Annotated in this window: 25 protein-coding genes; 7 read left to right on the top strand and 18 right to left on the bottom strand. The window is 69.9% G+C overall.

Annotation, left to right across the window (positions count from 1 at the left end; genetic code table 11):
* Window positions 1-25: 25 nt before the first annotated feature.
* Window positions 26-1,417 (top strand): FAD-binding oxidoreductase, encoded by a 1,392-nt coding sequence (locus tag ACERZO_RS25730; RefSeq protein ID WP_372667331.1) that lies wholly within the window; start codon window positions 26-28, stop codon window positions 1,415-1,417.
* 541 nt (window positions 1,418-1,958) lie between these two features.
* On the opposite strand, the gene ACERZO_RS25725 is transcribed toward ACERZO_RS25730, so the two are convergent.
* The 4 genes from ACERZO_RS25725 to ACERZO_RS25710 all read right to left on the bottom strand — a co-directional run bounded on the left by ACERZO_RS25725 (window position 1,959) and on the right by ACERZO_RS25710 (window position 4,918).
* A complete protein-coding gene (locus tag ACERZO_RS25725; RefSeq protein ID WP_372667330.1) occupies window positions 1,959-2,663 on the bottom strand; it encodes a DedA family protein in 705 nt (234 codons plus the stop codon).
* Window positions 2,664-2,708: 45 nt separating this feature from the next.
* Window positions 2,709-3,080, bottom strand: a complete 372-nt coding sequence (locus tag ACERZO_RS25720) for a hypothetical protein (protein WP_372667329.1) — start codon at window positions 3,078-3,080, stop codon at window positions 2,709-2,711.
* 22 nt (window positions 3,081-3,102) lie between these two features.
* Window positions 3,103-4,254: an N-acetylglucosamine-6-phosphate deacetylase gene (gene nagA, locus ACERZO_RS25715; protein ID WP_372667884.1), complete on the bottom strand. Its 1,152-nt coding sequence runs from the start codon at window positions 4,252-4,254 to the stop codon at window positions 3,103-3,105.
* Between the two features lie 91 nt (window positions 4,255-4,345).
* Entirely contained in the window at window positions 4,346-4,918 is a 573-nt protein-coding gene (locus ACERZO_RS25710) for an RNA polymerase sigma factor (RefSeq protein ID WP_163046624.1), read from the bottom strand.
* 188 nt (window positions 4,919-5,106) lie between these two features.
* Here ACERZO_RS25710 and ACERZO_RS25705 point away from each other — a divergent pair, with 188 nt between their 5' ends.
* Complete coding sequence (locus tag ACERZO_RS25705; protein WP_372667328.1) at window positions 5,107-5,391, top strand: YciI family protein; 285 nt, start codon at window positions 5,107-5,109, stop codon at window positions 5,389-5,391.
* On the opposite strand, the gene ACERZO_RS25700 is transcribed toward ACERZO_RS25705, so the two are convergent.
* From ACERZO_RS25700 to ACERZO_RS25675, 6 genes are all read right to left on the bottom strand, one after another.
* On the bottom strand, window positions 5,386-6,324 hold the full coding sequence (locus tag ACERZO_RS25700) for a PDR/VanB family oxidoreductase (RefSeq protein ID WP_372667883.1): 939 nt from the start codon (window positions 6,322-6,324) through the stop codon (window positions 5,386-5,388). The two genes, ACERZO_RS25705 and ACERZO_RS25700, sit on opposite strands and share 6 nt — an antisense overlap.
* Before the next feature lie 50 nt (window positions 6,325-6,374).
* A complete protein-coding gene (locus tag ACERZO_RS25695) occupies window positions 6,375-7,232 on the bottom strand; it encodes a metal-dependent hydrolase (protein ID WP_372667327.1) in 858 nt (285 codons plus the stop codon).
* On the bottom strand, window positions 7,229-8,701 hold the full coding sequence (locus ACERZO_RS25690) for a flavin-containing monooxygenase (protein ID WP_372667326.1): 1,473 nt from the start codon (window positions 8,699-8,701) through the stop codon (window positions 7,229-7,231). Before ACERZO_RS25690 ends, ACERZO_RS25695 begins: the two co-directional genes overlap by 4 nt.
* Before the next feature lie 81 nt (window positions 8,702-8,782).
* The gene (locus ACERZO_RS25685; protein ID WP_372667325.1) at window positions 8,783-9,259 is read right to left on the bottom strand and encodes a pyridoxamine 5'-phosphate oxidase family protein; all 477 of its coding nucleotides are present in this window, start codon (window positions 9,257-9,259) and stop codon (window positions 8,783-8,785) included.
* A gap of 2 nt (window positions 9,260-9,261) precedes the next feature.
* Complete coding sequence (locus ACERZO_RS25680) at window positions 9,262-10,173, bottom strand: SDR family oxidoreductase (protein ID WP_372667324.1); 912 nt, start codon at window positions 10,171-10,173, stop codon at window positions 9,262-9,264.
* Window positions 10,174-10,243: 70 nt separating this feature from the next.
* Window positions 10,244-11,155 carry an aldo/keto reductase gene (locus tag ACERZO_RS25675; protein ID WP_372667323.1) on the bottom strand — a complete coding sequence of 304 codons (912 nt, stop codon included), beginning with the start codon at window positions 11,153-11,155 and terminating at the stop codon, window positions 10,244-10,246.
* Window positions 11,156-11,218: 63 nt separating this feature from the next.
* Here ACERZO_RS25675 and ACERZO_RS25670 point away from each other — a divergent pair, with 63 nt between their 5' ends.
* On the top strand, window positions 11,219-12,040 hold the full coding sequence (locus ACERZO_RS25670; RefSeq protein WP_372667322.1) for an LLM class F420-dependent oxidoreductase: 822 nt from the start codon (window positions 11,219-11,221) through the stop codon (window positions 12,038-12,040).
* Window positions 12,041-12,195: 155 nt separating this feature from the next.
* Window positions 12,196-13,227 (top strand): class II fructose-bisphosphate aldolase, encoded by a 1,032-nt coding sequence (fbaA, locus tag ACERZO_RS25665; RefSeq protein WP_372667321.1) that lies wholly within the window; start codon window positions 12,196-12,198, stop codon window positions 13,225-13,227.
* A 47-nt stretch (window positions 13,228-13,274) separates the two neighbouring features.
* Here the strand turns inward: fbaA and ACERZO_RS25660 are convergent, their stop codons facing one another.
* Genes ACERZO_RS25660 through ACERZO_RS25650 form a run of 3 tightly spaced genes read right to left on the bottom strand, consistent with a single transcriptional unit; the run spans window position 13,275 to window position 15,143 of the window.
* Window positions 13,275-13,679, bottom strand: a complete 405-nt coding sequence (locus ACERZO_RS25660) for a type II toxin-antitoxin system VapC family toxin (RefSeq protein ID WP_372667914.1) — start codon at window positions 13,677-13,679, stop codon at window positions 13,275-13,277.
* Window positions 13,672-13,950, bottom strand: coding sequence for a type II toxin-antitoxin system Phd/YefM family antitoxin (locus ACERZO_RS25655; RefSeq protein WP_372667320.1), 279 nt, complete (start codon window positions 13,948-13,950; stop codon window positions 13,672-13,674). The genes ACERZO_RS25660 and ACERZO_RS25655 overlap by 8 nt, the downstream gene beginning before the upstream one ends.
* Window positions 13,947-15,143, bottom strand: a complete 1,197-nt coding sequence (locus ACERZO_RS25650; protein ID WP_372667319.1) for a hypothetical protein — start codon at window positions 15,141-15,143, stop codon at window positions 13,947-13,949. Before ACERZO_RS25650 ends, ACERZO_RS25655 begins: the two co-directional genes overlap by 4 nt.
* Window positions 15,144-15,379: 236 nt before the next feature.
* Between ACERZO_RS25650 and ACERZO_RS25645 the strand changes: the two genes are divergently transcribed.
* Entirely contained in the window at window positions 15,380-15,790 is a 411-nt protein-coding gene (locus ACERZO_RS25645; protein ID WP_372667318.1) for a DUF3151 domain-containing protein, read from the top strand.
* A 69-nt stretch (window positions 15,791-15,859) separates the two neighbouring features.
* Here ACERZO_RS25645 and ACERZO_RS25640 read toward each other — a convergent pair whose 3' ends face one another.
* Window positions 15,860-17,074 (bottom strand): lipase family protein, encoded by a 1,215-nt coding sequence (locus ACERZO_RS25640; RefSeq protein ID WP_372667317.1) that lies wholly within the window; start codon window positions 17,072-17,074, stop codon window positions 15,860-15,862.
* An 87-nt stretch (window positions 17,075-17,161) separates the two neighbouring features.
* Between ACERZO_RS25640 and ACERZO_RS25635 the strand changes: the two genes are divergently transcribed.
* Entirely contained in the window at window positions 17,162-17,806 is a 645-nt protein-coding gene (locus ACERZO_RS25635) for a TetR/AcrR family transcriptional regulator (protein WP_372667316.1), read from the top strand.
* Here ACERZO_RS25635 and ACERZO_RS25630 read toward each other — a convergent pair.
* The 4 genes from ACERZO_RS25630 to ACERZO_RS25615 all read right to left on the bottom strand — a co-directional run bounded on the left by ACERZO_RS25630 (window position 17,803) and on the right by ACERZO_RS25615 (window position 22,447).
* Complete coding sequence (locus tag ACERZO_RS25630; protein ID WP_372667882.1) at window positions 17,803-18,966, bottom strand: GGDEF domain-containing protein; 1,164 nt, start codon at window positions 18,964-18,966, stop codon at window positions 17,803-17,805. The genes ACERZO_RS25635 and ACERZO_RS25630 overlap by 4 nt on opposite strands.
* Window positions 18,967-19,288: 322 nt before the next feature.
* The gene (locus ACERZO_RS25625) at window positions 19,289-20,551 is read right to left on the bottom strand and encodes an MFS transporter (RefSeq protein WP_372667315.1); all 1,263 of its coding nucleotides are present in this window, start codon (window positions 20,549-20,551) and stop codon (window positions 19,289-19,291) included.
* Window positions 20,552-20,876: 325 nt separating this feature from the next.
* Window positions 20,877-22,022 carry an LLM class flavin-dependent oxidoreductase gene (locus ACERZO_RS25620; protein ID WP_372667314.1) on the bottom strand — a complete coding sequence of 382 codons (1,146 nt, stop codon included), beginning with the start codon at window positions 22,020-22,022 and terminating at the stop codon, window positions 20,877-20,879.
* 134 nt (window positions 22,023-22,156) lie between these two features.
* Complete coding sequence (locus ACERZO_RS25615) at window positions 22,157-22,447, bottom strand: hypothetical protein (protein ID WP_372667313.1); 291 nt, start codon at window positions 22,445-22,447, stop codon at window positions 22,157-22,159.
* Between the two features lie 184 nt (window positions 22,448-22,631).
* Between ACERZO_RS25615 and ACERZO_RS25610 the strand changes: the two genes are divergently transcribed.
* Window positions 22,632-24,512 (top strand): FAD/NAD(P)-binding protein, encoded by a 1,881-nt coding sequence (locus ACERZO_RS25610; RefSeq protein ID WP_372667312.1) that lies wholly within the window; start codon window positions 22,632-22,634, stop codon window positions 24,510-24,512.
* The last annotated feature ends 8 nt before the right edge of the window (window positions 24,513-24,520 follow it).

Raw genomic sequence — 24,520 nt, 5'->3', positions numbered from 1 at the left:
AGTATTCGGGCTTACCATGAAAGCCATGAGCGACGAAGCTTTGGTCACCCGGCTGCGCGACCTGCTCGGCAAGAGCGCGGTGCTCACCGACACCGACGTCACGGCGTCGTACGCGCGCGACATGATGCCGCTGGCGCCCTCGGGGCGGCCCCTGGCGGTGGTGCTGCCCGCGAACGTCGAGGAGGTGCAGGCGGTCGTCAAGGCGTGCGCCGAGGCGGGGGTGCCGATCGTGCCGCGCGGGGCGGGCAGCGGCCTGTCCGGCGCGGCGAACGCCATCGACGGCTGCGTGACGCTGTCGCTGACCAAGCTGAACGAGATCGTCGAGATCGACCCGGGCAACCGGCTGGCGGTCGTCCAGCCGGGCGTGGTCAACCTGGACTTCCGCAACGCGGTGGAGAAGCACGGGCTGTTCTACCCACCGGACCCGTCGAGCTACGACTGGTGCACGATCGGTGGCAACCTGTCGACCAACGCGGGCGGCCTGTGCTGCGTGAAGTACGGCGTCACGACGGACTCGGTGCTGGGCCTGGAGGTCGTCCTGGCGGACGGGTCCCTGCTGAAGACGGGCCGCCGCACGGTGAAGGGCGTGGCGGGCTACGACCTGGCGCGGCTGTTCGTCGGCAGCGAGGGCACGCTGGGCGTGATCACGCAGGCGACGGTCCAGCTGAAGCCGCTGCCCCAGGCCCCGGCAACGCTGGTCGCGGGCTTCTCGACGACCGAGGCGGCCGGCGAGGCCGTGGCGCGGGTCGTGCGGGAGGGGCTGGTGCCGTCCCTGCTGGAGATCATGGACGCGTCGTCGATCAAGGCGTCCGAGACGTACTTGAAGACGGACTTGGGTGCCGGCTCGGACTGCCAGGCGTTGCTGCTGGGGCAGTCCGACGCGGGCGGCGAGGTCGCGCGCCGCGAGCTGGCGGCGCTGGAGCAGATCTGCGTGGACTGCGGGGCCGACCTGGCTTACACGACCGAGGACCTCGAAGAGGGGCGGATGCTGCTGCAGGCCCGTCGGGTGGTGCTGACGGCTTTGGAGACGTACGGGCAGTGGTTGACCGATGACGTCTGCGTGCCGCGGACGCGGATCGCCGAGCTGATCCGCGGGTGCGAGAAGATCAGCTCCGAGGTGGGGCTGCGAATCGCGGTGGTGGGGCACGCGGGCGACGGCAACATGCACCCGACGATCGTTTACCAGCCCGATGACGCCGACGAGTTCGCCCGTGCCCGGCGGGCGTTCGACGAGATCCTCGAGGTCGGGCTGTCCCTCGGTGGGACGGTGACCGGCGAGCACGGGGTCGGGAAGATCAAGCGCGAGTGGCTGGAGCGGGAGATCGGCCCGGTGGGAATGCGGGTGCACCGGCAGATCAAGGCGGCTTTGGACCCGGGGAACCTGTTCAACCCGGGGTCGATGTTCTCGATGACCTGAGCCGACCTGGGCCGACCTGAGCTGACCCCGAGCTGACCGCAGGGGTCCCCGCCCAGGGGACCCCTGTTTTCACGTTACCGCGGGGGTCCGACGAAAACGGCTGGTCGCGGGTCTGGCCGGCTCGCCGAACGACGTGAATGACTCATTCATGTCACCTGGCGACATGAATGACTCATTCATGTCGTGTGGCGACTGGGTCTCGGCGAAGGCGGGTCGGAGTGGCCGGTCTGGCGGCTGGCAACGTCATGAACGAGTCGTTCATCTCGCCGGATGCGGTGAACGGGTCGTTCATGACCGCCGAGACCCGGGGTCTCGGCGGAACGCCCGGTCGGCCTGGCGTCACTCGGCTGGCCGGGCCTCGGTGGTGGGGCCGCGTCCGTGAGCCGCCCCGCCTCACGTCGCCGGAGCCCGGTAACCAAACGACGTGAATGACTCATTCACGTCACCAGACGACATGAATGAGTCATTCACGTCATCGCAGCAGCGGCCGAAACGGAAAGGGCCCCACCGCCGACCGGTGGGGCCCTTCAAGTCCAGTACGTCAGTCCCGCACCCGCGGAATCCGCTGCGTGACCTCGGGGTCGGTCTCGGCGGGAGCCGACTTCTTCTCGCGCCGCGCCTTCAGGTACTCCAACACGATCGGCACCACCGACACGAGCACGATGAGCACGAAGATCGCGTCGACGTTGTTCGCGATGAACGACACCCCGCCGAGCAGCGATCCGAGCACCGTGATGCCCGCGGCCCACAGGATGCCGCCGATCACCGTGTACGTGAAGTAGCGCTTCGGGTCCATGCGGCCGATGCCCGCGATCCACGTGATGAACGTCCGGACGAACGGCACGAACCGGGCCAGCACCACCGCCTTGGGCCCGTGCTTCTCCAGGAACTCGTGCGTCTTGTCGACGTACTCCTTCTTGAAGAACTTCGAGTCCGGGCGGCTGAACAGCTTCGGCCCGACGAAGTAGCCGATGTAGTAACCGACCACGTTGCCGAGCAGCGCCGCGACCGTCACCAGCACGCAGACCAGCCACAACGGCGCGTCGAGAGTGCCGTTCGCGATGAACAGGCCCGCCGTGAACAGCAGGGAGTCACCGGGCAGCACCGGGAAGATGCTGCTCTCGATGAAGATGATCAGGCACAGCACCGCGATGACCGGCGTCGTCAGGCCGCTCAGCAGGTGCTGCGGGTCCAGCCATGACGGCAGCAGCGACATCGTGTTGACCGTGCTCTGGGCGAGAATCACCCCAAAAACGGTACAGGGTCACCCTGAGTCGTTACTGAGACCCGGTCAGACCAGCGTCAGCAGGCCCACCACGGACCCCGCGGCGAGGCCCAGCAGCACCGCCAGCAGCAGGATCCAGTACGCGGGCAGCTGCGCCGACTGGCGCGGCGGGGGCGGCGGTGGCGGTGAGTACGCCGTGGGCGCCTCGGAGGCCGCGTCCAGCGCCGCCCGCTCGCGCTCCAGCGAGTCCGCGCTCGCGCCCGAGAGCAGGCCGTACGCCGATGGCAGCTCGTTGGGCGCGACGGCGTCCTTCTCCTTCTCCCGCGACGGCGACGGCGACTGCGACGGCGACTGGGGCGGCGACGCCGAAGGGGCGAAGACGGCTTGCGCGCGAAGGGCGTCCGCCAGCAACTGCTCGGGGTCCTTCGGCTCGCTCATCTCCGCCCGTCTCCTCGAAGTCTCAGGTACTCAAGGTAGCCGTACCCACCTCGGCGACCCACTCACCCCGGCGCAGCACCTTCGCGGGCCGCAGGTCCTGGTCGAGGACGACGATGTCGGCCACGTACCCGGGGCACAGCATCCCCGTGCGGTCGGCGATGCCGAGCAGCTCCGCGGGCCGTTGCGACGTCGCGTGCACCGCGTCGAGGATGCCGAGTTTCGCACCCCCGACCAGATTGCGGAAGGCGGTGTCCATCGTCAGGGTGCTGCCGGCCAGCGAGCCGTTGTCGGCCAGCGTGGCGACGCCGTCGTGGACGTCGACCTCGAGGCGGCCCAGCGTGTAGCGGCCGTCGGCGGCGTCGGTGGCCGACATCGCGTCGGTGATCAGCACCGTCCGGTTGCGGCCCGCGTGCTTCGCGGCCAGCCGGACGACGGTCGGGTGCAGGTGGACGAGGTCGCAGATGAGCTCGATCGTGATGCGCTCGTCATCGAGCAGTGCCCCGACCGGCCCCGGCTCGCGGTGGTGCAGCGGCCGCATGCCGTTGAACAGGTGCGTCGCCACGGAAGCGCCCGCGTCGATGGCCGGCAGCAGCTGCTCCTCGACGCCGTCGGTGTGCCCGATGGCGGCGATGACGCCCGACTCGGCGAGCTGCCGGACGGCCTTGATGCCGCCGTGCAGCTCCGGGGCGATGGTGACCATCCGGATCGCGCCCTGGCCGGCGCGCAGGAGCTTGTCGACCGTGCCGGTGTCCGGCTCCAGGAGCGTCTCCGGGTCGTGCGCCCCGCAGCGGGCCTTCGAGATGAACGGCCCCTCCAGGTGGATGCCCGCGACCTCGCCGTCCTGGACGAGCTCACGCAGCGCCGCGACCTGGTCACGCAGGATGTCCACCGGGTCGGACACCAGGCTGGCGAGCATGGTCGTGGTGCCGTGACGGCGGTGCGCTCGCACCGCCGTCAGGAGTTCTTCGGGATCGAGGGAGGTGAAGGAAGCACCTCCCCCGCCGTGGCAGTGGGTGTCGATGAACCCGGGCACGACCAGTGCCCCACCGACGTCGACGTGCTCGCCCGACGGCGGGGTCCCGGAACCCACGCCGGCGATCCGCCCGTCGGAGACGGCTACCCAGCCGTCGTCGAGTACACGGTCCGGGGCAGCGACCCGGCCGCCCATGATCACGAAATCTCCGGCGCCTCTCACGCACCCCAGCATATATTGGTCTGGACCAAGCATGGTGATACGACTCAGTGATCGGAATGGTCCACCCGGGTCACTGTGGGGCCTGCATGGCCTTCTGTAGTGCCTCGAGCGCCCGGCTGGCGGTCGACTTAACGGTACCCTTGGAAATGCCTGCGGCCTCAGAGATTTCGGCTTCGCTCAGCCCACCGTAGTAACGCAGCACCAGCACTTCGCGCTGGCGGGGCGGCAGCTTGGACAACGCGCTGACCACCGCCTGGTGCTCGCTGGACAGCATCGCGAGGCTCTCCGCGGACCGCGCGTTGACCGCGTGCGGCGGCACGTACTCGCGGGCGGTCTTGCGGCGGCGCAGCACGCTGCGCGACCCGTTGACCACGGCCGTGCGCAGGTAGCCGACGGCGGCCGCCGCGTCCCGGAGCCGCCCCCAGTTGCGATGCAGGCCGGTGAAGGCCTCCTGGACGACGTCTTCCGCCGTCGCGGGCTCGTCGACCAGCAGAATCGCCAGCCGGACCAGCCGCATCCGGTGCTGGCGGTAGAGGTCTTCGAGGGTCAGCGGCGCGGCTGTCTGCGCCGGGGCCGGACCGTCCATGACCCGCAGGTGGCCGAGGGTCGCCTCGACGCTGCGTTCCGCATTGCCCTCGAGCATGAACCCCTGCCTGTCCTCGACCCCGGTTTGCACGGTGTGTCGCGTCAGCAGGTTCACGGTATTCACAGCGCTCACACAGGTACTGACGCACGCCCAGCCTATCGGGTTGGCTTGCCGTCGCCACAGATCGCCCGCCACGACACGGGTAGGTTCGGACGCGTACCGCCCGCCCGACCCCGGAGAGCCCCATGGCCTGGTTCCTCGTCGAAATCACCTACGTCCAGGAGAAGATGCCGGAGGTCCGGCCGCGGCACCGCGAGTTCCTGAGCAAGCTGGCCGGAGAAGGCCGCGTCGCGGTCGCCGGCCCGCTGGGCGACGGCACCGGCGGCCTCACGCTCTACCAGGCCGACGACGAGGCGCACCTCAAGGAGACGATCGACCGGGACCCGTACTTCCTGGAGGGCGTCGTCGCCGAGCGCAGCGTCCGCGAGTTCAAGCCGGTGATCGGCGCCTGGCTGCCCGCGGAGTCATAGGTCGAGCGCGGTGGTGCCGCGGTCGACGCAGATCCGCATCGACCCGCCGCCGGCCGTCGGCACCGCGCACGTCCCGCAGAAGCCCTGGCGGCACGAGTAGGGCGTGGCCGGGCGCGCTTCGAGGAGCACGTCCAACGCCGATCGGTCGCTTGGAACGTGCAGCACCTGCCCTGACCTGCGCAAAGTCAGCTCGAACGGCTCGCCGTCGACGATCGGCGGCGGGGCGAACCGTTCGAAGTGGACGGCTTCCGCGCGGGTCAGCGCCAAGTCGACGCGGACGCCGGTGATCATCGGCACCGGGCCGCAGCAGTACACCGCCGCCCCTTCGGGCAGATCTTCCAGCAGTTCCGCGCCGGACGCCGGGACGCCGTACTCGGTGTCCGGCCGGATCCGGACGCGGTCGTCGCCCTCCAGTGCGTCCAGGAACGGCATCGACTCCCGGCTGCGGCCGGTGTAGACCAGCCGCCAGTCCGCGCCTTTCGCCGCGGCCGCGCGGACCATCGGCAGGATCGGCGTGATCCCGATGCCGCCGGCGATGAAGAGGAACGGTCCGCCGCCGACGAAGGGGAACGCGGTGCGCGGGCCCCGGACGGTCACCCGCGTGCCCGGCTGCAGTGCGTGGACCTCGGCCGACGCGACGCCGATCTTCCGCACGGCAATGCGGTAATGATCCTTTTCGGACGGATCGCCGCAGAGGGAGTACTGCCGCACCAGGCCCGACGGCAGCACCAGGTCGAGGTGCGCCCCCGGCCGCCAGCCCGGCAACACCGACCCATTCCCGAGGCGCAGGCTGACCACGCCTTCGGCCTCAGGTTCGACGGCTTCGACGACCAGCGGCAGGTTCCGGTCGACTTCGCGCACGGGCGGCCGGCGGCGGCCGCTGAATCGCGACATCCGGCGGTAAACGCCCACGACACCGACCAAAGTGGACATCAGGTGGTCGGTCCGGCCGCTGCCGTCCAGCCGGGCGGGCCGGCCGAGCGTCACCCGGCCGCCCGGGCCGCCGGGGAACTCGCCAGGTACGCCACCGCCTGCTCGGTGTTCCCCGTCTCCGTCGGGTGGTACGACTTCCGGAAATACGGCCGGATCTCCCGCAGCAGCTGACGCCCGCTCGGCAGCAGGCCTCGGCGAGCGGCCCGGCGGTAACCCCGCAGCGACGCGCGTCCCGGGTGCGTCGGATCGTTATGCATCAGATATCGCGTGCCGCGGGCGAAGACCCACGCCAGCACCGGCGTCACCGCCGCCATGCTGCGCACGCGGCGCGTGTAGCGCCCGTCGAGGTGCATGAACAAGTCGAACGCGACCGACCGGTGCTCGACCTCCTCGGCGCCGTGCCAGCGCAGCAGGTCGAGCATCACCGGGTCGGCGCCCGCCTCCTCCAGGGGCGCGTCGAGCACCCACTGGCCGAGGAACGCCGTGTAGTGCTCGATCGCGGCGACGATCCCGAGCCGTTCGACCAGCCACTCCTCGGCCGCGCGCCCGGTCAGGTCGCGGTCGCCGAGCAGCTTCCGGAACAGCCACTCCATCTGCGCGACGAACGGCCGCACCGGGACGCCGGCGGCCTCGAGGTGCGCGGCCGCACCGTCGTGGGCCTCGGCGTGCACCGCCTCCTGGCCGATGAACCCCAGGACGTCGGCCTTGAGCCGCTCGTCGCGGATCAGTGGCACCGCCTGCTTGAACACCTCGACGAACCAGCGCTCACCCTCGGGCAGCGCCAGGTGCAGGACGTTGATGGTGTGCGTGGCCTGCGGTTCACCGGGGACCCAGTGCATCGGCAGCGCCGCCCAGTCGAACTTCACGTCCCGGGCGTGCAGCACCAGCTGCTCGTCCGGGGAGGTCACGACGCCCGGCCGGACAGCTCGTAGTCCGCGGGGTCGACCTTGCGCGTCTCCAGCCAGTAGCGCCAGGTGAAGCCGGGCCAGATCGTCCGGTTGACGCCCTTGGCGTCGAGGTACCAGCTCTTGCAGCCGCCCTGCGTCCAGACGCCCTTGACCAGCTTGTCCTGGATCTCCTGCTGGAACTTGTCCTGCACGCTCGGCCGGACGTCGAGCGCGGCGGCGTCCCGGGAGTCGGCGAGCTTGATCGCGTCGACGACGTACCGCGACTGCGACTCGATCATGAACACGACGGAGTTGTGGCCCAGCGCGGTGTTCGGGCCGAGCAGGAAGAAGAGGTTCGGGAAGCCGGAGACGCTGATGCCCTTGTGCGTCTGCATCCCTTCGGTGGCCCATTCCTTCGCGAGGTTGCGGCCGTCGACGCCGGTGATGTCGAGGTACTCCAGCGCGTCGGTGACCTTGAAGCCGGTGCCGTAGATGATCGCGTCGACTTCGTGCTCCACGCCCGCGGAGTCGACGATCGAGTGCGCCTTGACCTCCTTGATCCCGGAGGTGTTCACGTCGACGTTCGGCCGGTTCAGCGCCGGGTAGTAGTCGTTGGAGATCAGGACGCGCTTGCAGCCCATCGTGTAGTCCGGCGTGACCTTCTTGCGCAGCGCGCGGTCCTCGATGCCCTTGGCGATGTTGCGCTTCGCGATCAGCTCGCCGGCCTTCATGATCGCCGGGTGGCCGTTGAAGCCGATGGCTCGCGCTTCGAGCAGCCAGTACAGCGCGTTGCGGTAGAGGCGCTGAGTGCCGGCGACGCGCTTGAACAGCGTCTGCGCCCACGACGGCATCGCGTGGTCGGGCTTCGGCATGATCCACGGCGGCGTGCGCTGGAAGAGCGTCAGCTCGGCGACGTCGGGGGCGATCTTCGGGACGAACTGGACGGCGCTGGCGCCGGTCCCGACCACGGCGACCTTCTTGCCGCGCAGGTCGTATTCGTGGTTCCACTGCGCGGAGTGCCAGGTCTGGCCCTTGAACTTCGCGATCCCGGGCAGCTCGGGGACCTGCGGGATGTGCAGGCCGCCGACGCCGGAGACGAGGAACTGCGCGACGAACTCGCGGCCGTCCTTCGTGGTCGCCGTCCAGCGGCGTTCGCCCTCGTCCCAGTGCGCGCCGGTGAGCTCGACGCCGAACCGGATCTTCTCGCGCAGCCGGTACTTGTCCGCGACGCCCTTCAGGTAGCCGAAGATCTCCGGCTGCGGCGAGAACGACCGCGACCAATCGGGGTTCTGCTCGTACGAGAACGAGTACATGTGCGACTGCACGTCGCACGCGCACCCGGGGTAGGAGTTGTCGCGCCAGGTGCCGCCCACTTCGTCGGCCTTCTCCAGGATCACGTAGTCCCGGATGCCGGCCTTTTCGAGCTGGATCGCCTGGCCGAGCCCGGAGAACCCGGTGCCCACGATCACGACCTTGAACCGCTCGGTCATCTGTCGGCCTCCGCTGCTTCGAGGATGCTGCCCAGATGACGTTACCTCAGGTAACAGTTACTTGGAAGTACTCCCTACCGATCAGTACGTCCCACCGAGCTTGGTGTGGTCCCAGCTGACGATCTTCGTCGGGCGGAAGACCAGCCCGACGCGTTTCGGAGCCTGACCTGCGATGAAGCCCTTGAGTTCGGCGGGGACGGGGTCGCCGGGCTTGGCGCCGGCGTACCGCTGCATGAGCGTGATCCCCATCCGGGTGACTTCCTCGGTGTCCTCGATGATCTCGACGTCGGCTTCGAGCGAGACGCCGCGGAGCTTCTCGTAGCTGTCGCCGTCCTCGATGAGCACGGTCGCCTCCGGCAGACGGCGGAGGTTCTTCGCCTTCTGCGAAGTGCCGTACGTCCAGGTCGCGACGCCGCCGTCGTCATGGGGGTAGTACCAGAGCGGCGCGAGGTGCGGGCGGCCGTTGGGGCCGATGCTGGCGACGTTGATGACCTTCTGCTCGGCGAAGTACGCGCGCACCTCGTCGTCGGTCATCCGGATCTGGTCACGACGGGACATCTTCACCCCTTGGTGGCGGCCCGGCCGCCGTGGCCGGTGACCGCCGACTCGAACGCGCCGCGGGCCTCGATGTCGGCGAGCGCGGCCTTGTCCGCCGAAGGTACCCGGCTGCGGGAGCCGATTTCGATGATCGGCGGGAGGAACGCGCGGAGCAGCTTGAGCCCGCCGACCCAGCGCGGCACGTGGATGGTCCGGGCGCGCTTGAGGATGCCGGCTTCGAGGTCGTCGAGGGCGACGTCGAGCGGGTAGGTCTTGCCGATCAGGCCGGGCATCGACGCGCGGAGCTTGCCGAAGACGGGGTGCGCGTCGGCGCTTTCGACGAGGTCGGTGCGGATCCACGTCGGGTGCGCGACGCCGACCTTGACGCCCAGGTGGGCGACCTCGGCGCGGAGGCTGTTGGAGAAGGCTTCGACGCCGGCCTTGGCGGCGGCGTAGTTCGCCATGCCCGGCGCGTGCGTGATCGCGGCGAGGCTGGAGATGGCGAGCAGGTAGCCCTTGCGCTCGATGACGTGCGGGAGCGTGACGCGGAACGTGCGCCAGACGCCGAGCAGGTCGACCTCGATCACCTTCTCGAACGCGGCGCGGTCGACCGAGCGGACGAAGCCCGCGGTCGCGATGCCGGCGTTGGCGATGACGATGTCGATGCCGCCGAAGTGCTCGACGACGCCCTTCGTGGCTTTTTCGAGGGCGTCCCAGCTGGTGACGTCGGCTTCCCAGGCGTGCGCGTTGGGTCCGATGCGGTCGGCGACCTTCTTCTGCTCGTCGGCTTCGAGGCCGACGAGCGCGACCTTCGCGCCGCGCGCGGCGAGCCGTTCGGCCAGGCCGGCGCCGATGCCGCGGGCGGCGCCGGTGATCAGCACGACCTTGCCGTCGACCTTCTTGGTGCCGCTCAGCAGCGAAAACGGGTTGGCCACGGTGCCCTCCTAGACGTCACTTGAGGGCACCGTACCTCAACTTACCCGCAGTAAGCTACCTCGCAGTAAGTTAGCTTTCGCGGGAAAGCGCGGCCAGTTCGTCCGGGGTCAGCGTCAGGTCGACCGACGCGATGAGGTCGGTGAGCTGCTCGGTCGTGCGGGCGCTGGCGATCGGGGCGGCGACCGTCGGCTGCTGCCGCAGCCAGGCGAGCGAGACCGCGGCGACCGAGGTCTTGTGCGCTTCGGCGACTTCGTCCAGCTTCGCGAGCACGCGCTCGCCGCGTTCGTCCAAATAGGACTCGGCACGGGCGGCGCGCGGGCTGTCGACGCCGTGGTCCTTCGTGCGGTACTTGCCGGTCAGGAAGCCCTTCGCGAGCGCGAAGAAGGGCAGCGTGGCCAGGCCTTCGCGCTCGACGAGCGGGGCGAGGTCGCGCTCGTAGTCCCGCTCGACGAGGTTGTAGTGCGGCTGCAGCACGGCGTACCGCGCGAGGCCGTTCTGGTCCGAAATGGACAGTGCTGCGGCGAGCCGCTCGGCGCTGTAGTTGGACGCGCCGAGGTGGCGGACCTTGCCGGCGCGGACCAGCGCGTCGAAGGCGGTCAGCGTCTCCTCGAGCGGGGTGTCCGGGTCGTCCCGGTGCGCGTAGTAGAGGTCGATGTGGTCGGTTTTGAGGCGGCGCAACGAGTCCTCGGCCGCGGCCTGGATGTTCTTCGCGGAGAGGCCCGGCCGGCCGTCCCACATGCCGACCTTGGTCGCGACGACGACGTCGTCCCGGTTGCCGCGCGCGGCCAGCCAGTTGCCGAGGATCTCCTCGGAGCCGCCTCCGCCGCCGTAGAGGTCGGCGGTGTCCACGAAGTTGCCACCGGCCGCGGTGTACGCGTCGAGCACGGCGAAGGACTGCGGCTCGTCGGCCGTCCAGCCGAAGACGTTGCCGCCGAGGTTGAGCCCGTACACGTCGAGGTCGGTGTTTCCCAGCTTGGTCATGCCTTCGACAGTAATTCGCCGGACCCGGGAGGAAAATCGCCGTCTCACGCGTTGGAGTGTTCCATGGCAATCGAACTGGGCAAGATCGGTATCTGGCGGCACTACGCGCAGGTCGACGCGAGCTTCGCGGCCGAGGCGGAGAAGCTCGGCTACACCGCGATCTGGCTGGGCGGCTCACCCGGCGGCGACCTCGAATACGTCGACGACCTGCTCGGCGCGACGGACTCCCTGGTCGTCGCGACCGGCATCGTGAACATCTGGCAGGACGAACCGGCCTCGATCGCGAAGGCGTACGAGCGCATCGCCGGGAAGTACCCGGACCGCTTCCTGCTCGGCATCGGCGCGGGCCACCCCGAGCACACGCAGGAGTTCAAGAAGCCCTACGCGGCGATCGTCGAATACCTGGACGGCCTGGACGCGGCGGGCGTCCCGGTGGCCGGCCGCGCGCTGGCGGCCCTCGGGCCCAAGGTCGTCAAGCTGTCCGCCGACCGCACCGCGGGCGCACACCCCTACCTCGTGACGGCGGAGCACACGCGCGACGCCCGGGAGATCCTCGGCGCGGGCAAGCTGCTGGCGCCGGAGCACAAGGTCGTCCTGGGGACCGACGCCGCTGAGGCCCGCGCCATCGGCCGCAAGACCGTCAAGTTCTACCTGGGTCTGTCGAACTACGTCGCCAACCTGCGGAAACTCGGCTTCACCGACGAAGACCTCGCGGGCGAGGGCAGCGACCGCCTGGTGGACGCGCTGGCCCTGCACGGCGACGCGGCGACAATCGCGACCGGCCTGCGGGCGCACTTCGAGGCGGGGGCGGACCACGTCAACATCCAGGTGCTCAACGAGGACCCGTGGCCGGCCTACCGCGCGCTGGCCGCCGAGCTGCTGTGATCTCCGTCCGGCCGCCGGTTCCCCCCGGCGGCCGGACACACCTCCTTCTGAACCGATTCCACGTGCGGAAGAGTTTCTTCCCGGGGACCGGTGTGCGGCGGCGGTCCACCTCGTACGATGCGGTCGGGACCACCCTGTGCCAAGGAGGAGTAACGATGCCCATCGCCACCCCCGAGGTCTACGCGGAGATGCTCGACCGGGCCAAGGCGAACGAGTTCGCCTACCCGGCCATCAACGTGACCTCGTCCGAGACCGTGAACGCCGCCATCCGCGGGTTCGCCGAGGCGGAGAGCGACGGCATCATCCAGTTCTCCACCGGCGGCGCGGAGTTCGCGTCGGGCCAGAAGGTCAAGGACATGGTGACCGGCGCGACCGCGCTCGCGGAGTTCGCGCAGGTCGTCGCCGCGAAGTACGACGTCAACGTCGCGCTGCACACCGACCACTGCCCGAAGGACAAGCTGGACGGCTTCGTCCGCCCGCTGATCGAGATCTCGGCGGAGCGCGTCAAGAACGGCCAGAACCCGCTGTTCCAGTCCCACATGTGGGACGGCTCGGCGATCGACCTCGACGAGAACCTCGAGATCGCCGCGGAACTGCTCGCCAAGACGGCGGCCGCGAAGATCATCCTCGAGGTCGAGATCGGCGTCGTCGGCGGCGAAGAGGACGGCGTCGAGGCGGAGATCAACGAGAAGCTGTACACCGCCGAAGGCGACTTCCTGAAGACGATCGACGCGCTGGGTGCGGGCGACCGCGGCCGCTACCTGCTGGCGGCGACGTTCGGCAACGTCCACGGCGTGTACAAGCCGGGCAACGTGAAGCTGCGCCCGGACGTGCTCAAGGGCGGCCAGGAGGCGGCGGCGAAGAAGCTGGGCCTGTCCGAGGGTGCGAAGCCGTTCGAGCTGGTCTTCCACGGCGGCTCGGGTTCGCTGCCGGAGGAGATCCGCGAGGCGGTGTCGTACGGCGTGGTGAAGATGAACGTCGACACGGACACGCAGTACGCGTTCACGCGCCCGATCGTGGACCACTTCTTCAAGAACTACGACGGCGTGCTGAAGATCGACGGCGAGGTCGGCAACAAGAAGGTCTACGACCCGCGGTCGTACCTGAAGGCCGCTGAGGCCGGGATGGCGCAGCGGGTCGTCGAGGCCTGCCAGGCGCTGGGTTCGGCGGGGACGAAGCTCAAGTAGGACAACACGAAGGCCGCCACGAACTCTCGTGGCGGCCTTCGTCGTGTTCAGACCTCGACGACTTCCAGCAGGCTTTCGAGGCCTTTGAAGTCCTTCGCATTGCGGGTGTACAACGGCAAGCCGTGCACGGACGCGATCGCGGCGATCATCAGGTCCATTTTGCGTGGTCGCGGATCGCGCTTCGCCGCCACGGTGAGTGCTGCCAACGAGCCGAACCGTGTGGCGGCATCAGCGTCGAACGGTAGCGGCAGGTAGTCCACGATTGCCGCCGCAACGTCTTCCGTGCGCGCGGCTTTGGTGGCCGGGTTTTTCGCCAACACGACGCCCTGGTGGAGTTCGGCCATCGTGATTGTCGTGATCTGGTGGACAACCGGGAGGTTCGCCGGATCCAGGTCGACGAGGTCGAGGTAGACGCAGGTGTCGAGGACGCCCAGTTCGTGCCGGTCAGCCACGTGACCGTTCCCAGGGGTTGTCGTCATCGGTAAGGCGATCTTCACCGAAGAACTCGTCTGCGTCACGGCGCAACTCGGCCGCATTCACACGAGGCAAGCGCCGACGCCGGGCTATTATTTCCTCGGTGGTGAGCTGCCGCCGCTGGGTCAGCGGCCGCAGCTCGGCGATCTCCACGCCGTTGCGGGTGATGTGGAAGGTCTCGCCGGCTTCGACGGCGTCCATGACCGCCGCGGAGCCGTTGCGGAGTTCCCGCTGGCTGATGATCTTCACGGACCAAGTGTAGCGCGAGGTGCTACACCGAGACCTCGCCGAGCGGTCCACCTCTGGGTGAAGGGCCCCGCTGCCCAGAGGGCGAACACCCCCACCAGCACCACCAACGCCGTCCAGTACGCCACCGGCGGGGCCGACTCCGTGTGCGTGTCACCCAGCACCCACGGCCGGAACTGCGACTGCACCCACAACGCCCCGAAGCCGAACGCCGTCACCAGGAGCGCGCCCGCGCCGGCCTGTACGAAACCGGCCCCGACCGCGAACGCCAAGTCCACCGCCAAGCCGACGAACAGCAGGTAGAACGGCACCGTCGACACCGGGAACCCCAGCCCCAGCAGCAGCGGCCACATCACCGACCGGTAGGCCACGTACGCGAGTGCCACCGCGGAAGCCGCCCAGCGGAAACCCAACGTCCTGCGCGCCAGGACCAGGATCAACGCCATCACCCCGATGCCCCACAGCGGGTACACCCACTCCGGGATCGGCATCGTGAAGTGCATGACCGCGGTCCGGTCGACCGGGTGCCCGATCTGGTTCGCCGCGAAGTCCAGCAGCGACGGCTCGGCCTCCGGCGTCCCGCGCTCCCACGCGCGCAGGCCCAGGATCCCGTACTCCTGCTGGCCGTTCGGGAAGAACGTGTTCTCCAGGAAGAACGCCCACAGCGCCAGCAGCACGCCGGTCCGGAAGCGGCCCGGCGGGGACAGCCGGAGCCAGCCCAGCAGCACGCCCGCCTGCATGATGCCCGTGCCCAGGTACAACATCATGTGGGACGGGCTCCACGCGGTCAGGTCCAGGCCGTTGACGCGGTGGTTGATCACGTCCAGCGGCGCCGCCACCAGGAACACCAGCAGGCCGGCCTGCATCAGGCGCAGCGACGTCTTGTCCGCACCCAGGCCCGTGTAGCTGTGGATCGCCACCAGCACGACGATGATCACCGTGCCGACCGTGTTGATCAGGTGCGGCGGAGCCAGGTCGTCGCGCAGCCACATGAAGTGCCACGACATGTCCCACGACGAGCCCAGCAGCTTGAACGCGAACGCCGCCAGCCACATCCCGTAGCAGAACCGGAGCACCCAGTCCGGGGTCGGCTGGCCGGGGGCGCCGCGGTGCCAGTGCCGCGTGAAGAACAGCCGCGTCTTGCCGATCGGGCTGCGCGGGATCACGTCCACCGGGACGTCGACTGCCTTGGCCATGCCGGACATCATGGCCGGTCATGGTCACGAGTGGGTCAGGACAGTGGCAAAGACCGCCAAAATCGGGATTCACCCCTAAGGGTGGACGACTTGCTTTCGGCGTGCGCGGGTTGGCATGGTGTCGCGCCATGATGCCGAAACGAGTTGTGGCCGCCGTCCTCGTCGGTGCCCTGGTCCTGGCCGGTGGTGGGGTTCTCGCGGGCCTGTTCTTCTGACCCGCGTGCAGAATGGGCGGCATGACGCACAACCTGCTCGGCCCCGAGCCGACGCTGCTGCCCGAGCACACCGCCGCCCAGGCCGCGCTCGACGCCGGGACCGACCCGGCCGCCGTCGCGGCCGAACACCCCGACTACAGCGAGGCGTGGGCCTCGCTGGCCGAGAAGGCCCTGGAGGCGGGCGAGACCGTCGCCGCGTACGCGTACGCCCGCACCGGCTACCACCGGGGTCTCGACCAGCTGCGCCGCGCCGGCTGGAAGGGCTTCGGCCCGGTGCCGTGGTCCCACCGCCCCAACCAGGGGTTCCTGCGCGCCCTCGCCGTCCTCGGCAAGGCCGCCGGGAAGATCGGCGAGACCGAGGAGTACGACCGCTGCCGCACGTTCCTCGCCGACTCCGACCCCGCCGCCGCGGAAGCCACCGGCCTCAAGTGACCCACCGGTCGTGAGTGAGAAACAGTGTTCTAACCCTGTTTCTCACTCACGACCGAGCTGCGGCAGACCTCAGAACAGGCCGCAGTTGCTCAGAGCGGGGAGGCCGGCGAAGCGGCCTTCCAGCCACGCGAACGCCTCCGGGAACGCGCGCACCGCGGTGAGCACGTGCGTGGGCACCAGTGACGTGCTGAACTGCACCTTCACGCCCTTGCCGCACCACGTCCGGCCCAGGTCGCGGTCCTGCGCGTAGGGCACGATGTCGTCGAGCGCGCTGTGGACGATCAGCACCGGCACCGACGGCTTCAACGTTCCGATCTTCTGCTCCGCCACCCGCGACGCGTACGGCTCCTCACCGAGGTACGCGGTGAGCGAGCGGCCATCGGTCGTCAACGTCGACGACTGCGTGAACGCGTGCGCCGCGATCGCCTCCACCGTGCACTCGGTCCGGACCTGCTCGAACAGCTGCTTGCCACGCGCGTTGAGCAGCGCCGGGATGTTCAGCTCCGGGTACGCGTAGTTCATGCTCACCAGCGCGAAGCCGAGGAAGCCGACCGCGTAGTGGCCGTCGAGGTTTTTCGCCACCGAAGCGAGGTCCGCCGGCACCGCGCCCGCGTACGCGCCCTTCAGCTTCAGCTCGGGTGCGTAGCTCGGCTGCAGCTCCGCCGCCGCGGCCGACGCGCCGCCGCCCTGGGAGTAGCCCGCGATCGCGACCGGGCCGTCGTCCGGCAGCCCCGCCTCCGGCAGCCGCTGCGCCGCGCGGATCGCGTCGAGCACCGCGTGCCCCTCGGCGGCCCGGTTGACGTACGTGTGGTCGCCCGGCGTGCCGAGCCCTTCGTAGTCGGTGACGACGACGCCGTAGCCCCGCGTCAGCAGCCCCGCGATGAACGGGCCCTCGTACTCGAACCCGGCGGCAAGCGCTTTCGACGGCGCGCAGTCGTCACCCTCGCCCTGCGTGCCGACGGCGTAGGAAACGATCGGGCGCACGCCGGCGCCGTGCCACGCCGAGCGCGGGGTCAGCACCGTGCCGGTGACGGCGATCGGTGAACCGTGCGTGTCGGTGCTGCGGTACATGATCCGCTGCACGCTCGCGTCGGCCTTGATCAGCTTGACCGGGTCGATGTAGAACGTCGACGTCTCGTGCCGGATGACGTCGCCGTTGCTCCCGGCCGGCAGGGGTGAAGGGGGATCGTAGAAGGACGCGGCGGAGGCGCCGGGTGCCACCAGGACCAGGACGGAAACCGTGGCGACCGCCGCGCACAGGGCGCGGCGAGAGAAGATACGCATGCTTGCTCCTCGTTGAGCAGGTCGAGTGCGCGGGGAACACCTTTTTGGACAGAGGTGTCGGAAAAAGAGTCACGTGAGGTGGACCACATGTCAAGCCCGGCTCCGCGCGGGCGGCCGCGCAAGCTCCCGGTCGGGGAGCAGCGCGCCCGCGTCCTGCACGCGACGGCGAAGGTCGTCGCGCAGCACGGGATGCAGGGCGCGACGATCGAGCAGATCGCGCGCGAAGCCGGCGTTTCCCGCCAGGCCGTCTACGAGCAGTTCGGTGACCGCGCGACGCTGTTTTCCGAGGTCGTGGCCGTGACGGAGGAGCAGGCGTTCGCCGCCATCGCGGGCCCGTCGGTGACCGACCCGCAGCCCGGCCTGCGGGCCTGGGCGCGGGCCAACTACGCCAACATGGTGACCTTCGTCGCGGACAGCCCGGAGGCCTACGGCGTGCTCCGCGCGGCCGAGCGCGCGGGCGACCCCGCCCTCACCCGGTTGAGGGAGAGGCTGGCCGTCGTCTACGCCGGCGCGGCCCGCAAGCGGTGGGCGGCCCACGGCATCGACTCCGGCCGCGCCGACCGCGCGCTCGTCACGCTCTTCTTCGCGATGACGGAGTCACTGGTGCAGGCGACGTGGGACGGCGAGCCACCCGACCAGGAAGCCCTGATCGACCTGCTCACCGAATTCACGGTCGGCGGCGTCGCCCGCCTCCAGACGAAGGCGAGCGACGTCATCGACCGGCTGCGCTAAGCCGCGGCGAGGGCCGCTTCCGCGGACCCCACCACCCGATTTCGCCCGCCGTGCTTGGCCGCGTACACGGCCGCGTCGGCGGACGCCATCACTTCCTCGATCGACGACCCGTCGAGCGGGTAGGCGGCGACGCCGATCGACGCCGTCTGGCGTTGGATGTCGACGGCGGCGCCTTCGTTGGTCTTCGTGCTGATGATCAGCTCGCTGACCCGTTGCCGGATCCGTTCCGCGGTCACGATCGCGTCCTCTTTGGACGTCGCGGGCAGCAGCGCGACGAACTCCTCGCCGCCGAACCGGCCGACCAGGTCGTGCGCGCGCGTCTCCTGCTTGACCACGGCGGCGACCGCCTTGAGCACGTCGTCCCCCGCGAGGTGCCCGTAGGTGTCGTTGATCCGCTTGAAGTGGTCGAGGTCGATCATCATGGCGCCGAAGCTGCCGTTGTCGCGCTCGGCGCGCGAGATCTCCCGCTGTGCCCCGTCCTGCCAGGTCGTCGCGTTGAGCAGCTGCGTCTTCTGGTCGGTGGTGGCCAGCTCCTCGAGCCGCTTGATCAGCACCGACCGCTGCAGCACGTACAGCGGGAGGATGACCAGCACCGAGAGCAGCGGCTCCTGGCCGAGCACCATCACCAGCAGCCCGCCGACGCACAGCGTGGACAGCTCGAGGAGGTTGTCGTCCATGCCCCCCAGGCAGCTCTCGACGGTCGCCTCCTCCGGGTTGGCGAGGTAGAGACCGAGGCCGGTGAGGGCCGCGTTGACCACGAAGTAGACCGCCACCGCGAGGGTGACGGCCGGGACGCTCAGCCCCGTCGAGAAGTGCGTGACCAGCCCCGCCGAGCAGGCCGACAGCGTCGCGCTGGTGGCGTTCGCCGCGACCCGGTGCGGCTGGCCGGGACGGGTGCCCGACCAGCTGCGCAGCGCCAGGCCGACGTACAGCGTCACCCCGAGCAAGGTGACCAGCTGCGTCGGCAGCAGGAGCGCGGCGGGCAGCAGCCACACCGACGTCATGTTCATGTGCGGGCCGTCGCTCAGGATGCGCCGCTGGCGCTCGATCCGACGGCTGACCTCGGTCTGCGCCAGGGCGAGCGCGGCCAGCAGGCCGAGGATGCCCAGGTGCTTCAGCGTGATCGTGGTGGTGACCGTGGCGACGGCCGTCCAGCCCACCAGTACTGCGATCGCCGCGAGCGTGACAGCGATCCAGCGGGGCGGCCGCCGCCACAGCGCCCAGCCCGCAACACCAGAAATCACGCCTTGTCCAGACCGTTCCCCCAATGTGACCATTTTTCCCCCAAACCCTTGCGCTCGGTGGTGGTGATGAACCACTCACGGACAGTTTCAGCCCGTTTGCCGTCTGTCCACAAGGGCCTTAGGTGTGTACATTTTCCGGGACGCCGGATCGAAGGGTGGCCAGCGATGCGTTCCAGAGATCAGTGAGCCGGAGCCGCGCCGCAAGGTCGCGATGACGAAGCCAGCGTGTCGAGCGTGCTCAGGCGTGTTCGGCGCGCTGGGTCTCATAGTCATGCCCGCCTTCGCCCGCCCCTGAAAGCCGCGAGCGCCGCCACGCGAGCGCGAGCGGAGCCGTAAGTATCAATCCGGCAACGCCGAAGATGCCGACGGTCGTCTGCGCCCCGACGAAGTCCGTCAGCACCCCGCCGATGAGCGGGCTGACGCCGAGCATCGTCGTCAACCCCGTGTTCGACAGGCCCATGGTCTGGGCTCGGTTCTCGTCGGGCACCGCGAGCGTCAACGACGCCGTCGCCTGCAGCAGCGCGACCGAGCCGAACGCGCCGGACAGGACGAAGAGGGCGATCGACACCCACGGGTTCGGCTGCGCGAAGCCGACCAGCATGGGCACCGCGCACAGCGCCGACAGCGGCCCGATCAGCTTCGGCCGCGCCGCCGCGGGCACCCACCGCGTGAAGACGAACGTGCCGAGGACGCTGCCCACCGGGTCGGCCGCGAGCAGGAGCCCGACGAGCTCGGGGCCGCCGCCCGCCGACGAGACGTACGGCGCGGCGATCCCCTCGTAGACCGGCAGCAGGCCCATCAGCCAGGTGAACAGGACGAGCGCGCGCAGCGCGGGGTTGGCGAACGCCACCCGGCCGCCGGTGCCGATCGTGGCGAAGAAGGACTTCCGCTTCTCGGCGTTCGCGGCCGGCGGCCGCGAACGCACGCCGAACCGGACGAAGGCGGCGGACAGCAGGAACGTGACGGCGTCGAGCACGAGGGCCAGGTGCGGGTCGAGCGCCAGCAGCAGCGCACCGCCGCCGGCGAACCCGAGCAGCTGCGCCGACTGCACGGTCATGGTCCGCACGCCCATGCCGACGACGAACCGGTCGCCTTCGAGGATCTGCGGCAGCAGCGCCAGCTGCGCGGCCTTGAACGGCGGGTTGAGCAGCGAGACGCCGGCGACGAAGACGCAGACCACCCAGAACGGCAGCGACGGGATGGCGACGAGCAGGATCAGCCCGGCCCGCACGAGGTCGACGACGACCATCACGGTCCGGCGCGAGAACCGGTCGGCGAGGCCGGTCAGGAAGATGCCGCCGAGCAGCGAAGGGGCGAAGGTCAGGGCGTAGGTGAGGCCGGTCAGCGTGGCCGAGCCGGTGGCGGTGAAGACGAGGATGGACAGCGCGACCCTGGCCAGCTGGTCCCCGGTGATCGAGAGCAGTTCCCCGAACCACAGCGCGCGGAACTCGGCGATCCCGAACACCTCGCGGAACGTGACGCGATCCCGCGGAGCTGCCATGCGCTTTCTCCCGACCTCTTGTGCAGACCGCGCCCCTCGCATGACCGATGGTGACGAAAGGATCGTTCGGTCATGGGGCAGTCACGGTACGTGAGTTACCTCAGCCAGTGTCCCGTGACGGTTGGTAAATCTCTAGGTTCTTTCGCCGGTATCCAAGGTGTCACGGAGCTTTCCTGGACGGGTCAGACGATAGCCCGCAGTGTCTGGCCGGTCGCCCAGGAGTCACCAATGGATCATTCCGTACCCGATGGGCGGAGGACCAGAGGCAAAAGTAGCCACCTCGCGTTCGCGAGGTGGCTACTGGGTTCCTGCAGGTGGGCGCGGGTCAGCCGTCGACGGCCAGGGCGTCCTCCGCCGGGGTCCGGATCGCCTTGGCGGCGCGCTCGGCGTCCCTCTTGGCGACCTCTTCCCGGACGATCGGGATCACGTACCGGCCGAAGTCGATCGTGTCGCCGAGCATGTCGTAGCCCCGCGCCGACAGGATCTCGACGCCCAGGTCGTAGTAGTCCAGCAACGCCTGCGCCACCGTCTCCGGCGTCCCCACCAGCGCGTTCGAGTTGCCCGCGCCGCCGGTCGCGGCCGCCGTCGGGGTCCACAGCGCGCGGTCGAACCGTTCACCCTGGGCCGCCACCGCCAGCAGCCGCTGGGAGCCCGTGTTCTCCGGCTCGGTCAGCTTGTGCCGCCGGGTCAGCGGCTGGCCGCCCTTCGTCCGGTCCTTGATCGCCCCGACCGTCGCGTACGCCTTTTCCCAGGCCAGCTCCTCGGTCGGCGCGATGATCGGGCGGAACGCCACCTGGATCCGCGGCACGTCCGTGCGGCCGGCCGCCAGCGCCGCGGTCTTCACCGACTCGATCTGCTCCGCGGTCTGGGCCAGCGGCTCGCCCCACAGGCAGTAGATGTCCGCTTCGGCGCCCCCGGCGGCGTACGCGGCCGGTGACGAGCCTCCGAACGACACGCCCGGACGCGGCTGCTGCACCGGCTTGACGTCGGAGACGTAGTCGGCGAAGCGGTAGTACTCGCCTTCGAAGCCGAAGGGCTCGTCTGACGTCCACGCCTTCTTGATGATCTGGATGGCTTCGCGGGTCCGGGCGTAGCGCTGGTCCTTCGTCAGGTAGTCGCCTTCGCGCTGCTGCTCGTGGTCGTTGCCGCCGGTGATGAAGTGGACCGTCAGGCGGCCGTCGGAGATCTGGTCGAGCGTCGCGAACGTCTTCGCCGCGAATGTCGGGTACGAGACGTTCGGGCGGTGCGCGAGCAGGATCTGCAGCTTGTCGAGCTTCGTGGCGACGTACGCGGCCGCCTGCGCCGGGTCCGGCGAGCCGGAGCCGTAGGCGAACAGCACCCGGTCCCAGCCGAAGTCCTCGTGCGCGCGGGCCAGGCGCAGCGTGTACTCCTTGTCGAACACCCCACCCGACCGGGCGTGCGTCTCCGACCCGTCGTGCGTGCCCCCGATGCCCAGGAACTCCACCGGCATTCCGTCCTCCATCCATGCCCCCGCCGCCGCCCTCAAAGGAGGCGCTGCGCGCCGCTGGCCGATTCTCTTCCACGTCGGTATCGCCAGAGCTACGCCTCGCGTGAAAGAGCGGCAACGGAGTCCGCAGGGTGGAACTAACGCCGATGCGCCTCGATCACCTCGATCGACGCGCGGACCTGCTCGAAGGTGGGCGGGGCCGCCCGGTTGAACACGACGGTCAGGGACCGGCGCGGGATGACCACGAACTCGACGTCGACCCCGGCCGCCTCCGAAGCGGCCTCGACGACGTCCCGCCAGTGCTTCGGGTCGATCCCGTCCGGATCGGCCCACTCGTGCGCGAAGATCGCCCAGTTGCCCCTGAGCAGGGTGCCGACCACGTCCTGCGCGGTGTGGACGCGGTGCGGCGGACCTATCTCAGCGGCCAAGTCTTCGTCGTCGGAACAACACTGCGAAGGCCGCGGCGCCTCGGTGGACAACGGACAAATCCGCTCCTCTCGCCAACCTGCCCGGGGATTCGGCGCCGCTCGCCGGAGTGTTTGGTTTTATTCCCGGAATTCCGGAGTATGGGACGGACGTCCCGCGCCGGATCCCACGCGTAGCTTCGGTCGGGTGGCCGATCGTGCGCCGTTCACCCTCGCTGTCGTGGGCGCCGGACCCCGGGGGGTCGGCGTCCTCGAGCGGCTCGGCGCGAACGCGGGCCTGCCGCGCGACCGGCGGCTCGAGGTGCACCTGATCGACCCGTTCCCGCCCGGGCCCGGCCGCGTGTGGCGGTACGACCAGTCGCCGCTGCTGCGGATGAACTCCATGCCCGAAGACGTCACGATGTTCACCGACGAGTCGGTGAAGATGGCGGGCCCGGTCCGGCCGGGGCCGACGCTGCTGGAATGGGCGCGAAAGGTGCGTGACGGCGCGCTCGACGCCGAAGTCCCGCCCGACGTCGTCGCCGAGCTGACCGCCCTCGACAGTTTCGACTTCCCGACCCGGCGGCTGCAGAGCGCCTACCTGACCTGGGTCTACCGCACGGTCCTCGCCGACCTGCCCGAAGGCATCGACGTCGTCGAGCACGCGGCGCGCGCGGTCGGGGTCGACGGCTACGACGTCAGCCTGTCCGACGGCACGACCGTGCGAGCGGACGCCGTCGTCTTCACCGTCGGGCACCTCGACGCCGAGCCGGACGAGCGCGAGCGCGAACTCGTCGAATTCGCCGCGCGGCACGGCCTCGCCTACTACCCGGCCGGCTACACCGCCGACGTCGACTACTCCGGCATCGCGCCGGGCGAAACCGTGCTGGTGCGCGGGTTCGGGCTGGCGTTCGTCGACCTGATGCTGCTGCTCACCGAGGGCCGCGGCGGCCGCTTCGAAGAGCTGTCGTCCGGTGGCCTGCGCTACCACCCGAGCGGCGCCGAGCCGGTGCTGCACGTCGGCTCGCGGCGCGGAGTGCCCTACCACGCGAAGATCGGCTACCGGCTGCGCGGGAAACCGTTGCGGCTGCCCAGGTTCTTCGACGCCTACGCGATGGACAGCCTCGCCGGCGCGGCGCTCGACTTCCGCGCGGACGTCTGGCCGCTGATCGCGAAGGAACTGGCCTGGGGCTACTACAGCGAGCTGTTCACCGGGCACCCCGACCGCGTGCGGCTGGACTTCGCGGTGTTCGCCGACGCGTTCGCCGACCTGCCGTGGGATTCGCCGGGCATGCGCGACCTCGTGGCGCGCGCGGTGCCCGCCGAGGCCGACCGCCTCGACCTCGACCGGCTGGACCGGCCCCTGCACGGCCGCGAGTTCGGCACGGCGGAGGAGTTCGGCAAGGAGCTGCGCGAATACGTCGAAGCCGACCTCGCGCGCCGGGCCGACCAGGAGTTCAGCGCCGACCTCGGCGCGTTCATGGCGTTGCTGTCGGTGTACGGCCAGCTGCCGGCGCTGGTCCAAAAAGGACGGCTCGTCGCGTCATCGCAAGTGTCCGATATGGACGGCTGGTTTCACGGCTTCTTTTCGTACTACGCCAGCGGGCCGCCACCGCGCCGGTTGGAGGAGCTGCTGGCGCTGCACGAGGCCGGCGTGGTTTCCTTCGCCGGCGCCGAAATGCAGGTGACGACGGACGGCGGCGCGTTCGTCGCGACCACCGCCAGCTACCCGGGGACGGTTTCGGCGCGGACGCTCGTCGAGGCGCGGCTCCCGGGCCCGAGCGTCACGCGCGCGGCCGACGGCCTGCTCCGGCAGCTGCGTGACGCGGGCGAACTGGCCGAGGAGACGGTGGCGGACCCGGTGACCGGCGCATTGCTGCCGTCGGGCCGGATCCACACGCGCGTGTCGGACTCCCGCCTGCTCGACGGCACGGGCCGCCCGCACCCGCACCGGTTCGCGGTGGGCCCGCACACGAGCGCCCGCTCGGCGGCGGCGTTCACCCGCCCCCGCACGAACGCGTCGAGCTTCCGCCAGAACGACGCCGTGGCGCGCGAGATCCTGGCCCTCGTGCGCGGGAAACAGGGTTAGAACACGGT

Source organism: Amycolatopsis kentuckyensis, from assembly GCF_041679295.1.
Lineage (GTDB): Bacteria > Actinomycetota > Actinomycetes > Mycobacteriales > Pseudonocardiaceae > Amycolatopsis > Amycolatopsis kentuckyensis_A.
The sequence above is the reverse complement of the archived record's forward strand: the minus strand, read 5'-3'. Positions and strand labels throughout refer to the sequence as shown.